1 protein-coding gene is annotated in these 373 nt (G+C 40.8%); it reads left to right on the top strand.

Annotated features, from left to right (window positions below):
• Nucleotides 1–50 precede the first annotated feature (50 nt).
• Nucleotides 51–293 (top strand): gp53-like domain-containing protein, encoded by a 243-nt coding sequence (locus tag ACSV5T_RS09750; protein ID WP_438320978.1) that lies wholly within the window; start codon nt 51–53, stop codon nt 291–293.
• The last annotated feature ends 80 nt before the right edge of the window (nt 294–373 follow it).

Raw genomic sequence — 373 nt, 5'->3', positions numbered from 1 at the left:
ACCAGGGTGTATACGCACAAAACCATTCGTGAATTACGTAAAACGATAGAATTATTAAAATAACTCCCCAGTGGGGACTTATATACAATTTAGCTTATAACAGTGATATCAGTTTTCCAATAGCGTTTCGCACTGTGTTCAGCATATCCGGTAACGACACTAATACTGAAGGAGACCCTTTGGTATTGGCAATGAATTTCCTAGATAATACAAAATTCAAAGTAAGTGGTAGACGCATCCAAAGAGGCACCGGAAACATATGGGGCCACTGGATAGCCGTTGGGATAGCTTAGTACCCAGTGGGGAGCGTTTACTAACGTACCAATAGGAGGTACAATTTCATTCCCTGTTTCATTTGATAGAGAGTGTTACG

Origin of the sequence: Veillonella sp. ZSJB6 (genome assembly GCF_051549505.1) — a bacterium.
Taxonomy (GTDB): domain Bacteria; phylum Bacillota; class Negativicutes; order Veillonellales; family Veillonellaceae; genus Veillonella.
The sequence above is the reverse complement of the archived record's forward strand: the minus strand, read 5'-3'. Positions and strand labels throughout refer to the sequence as shown.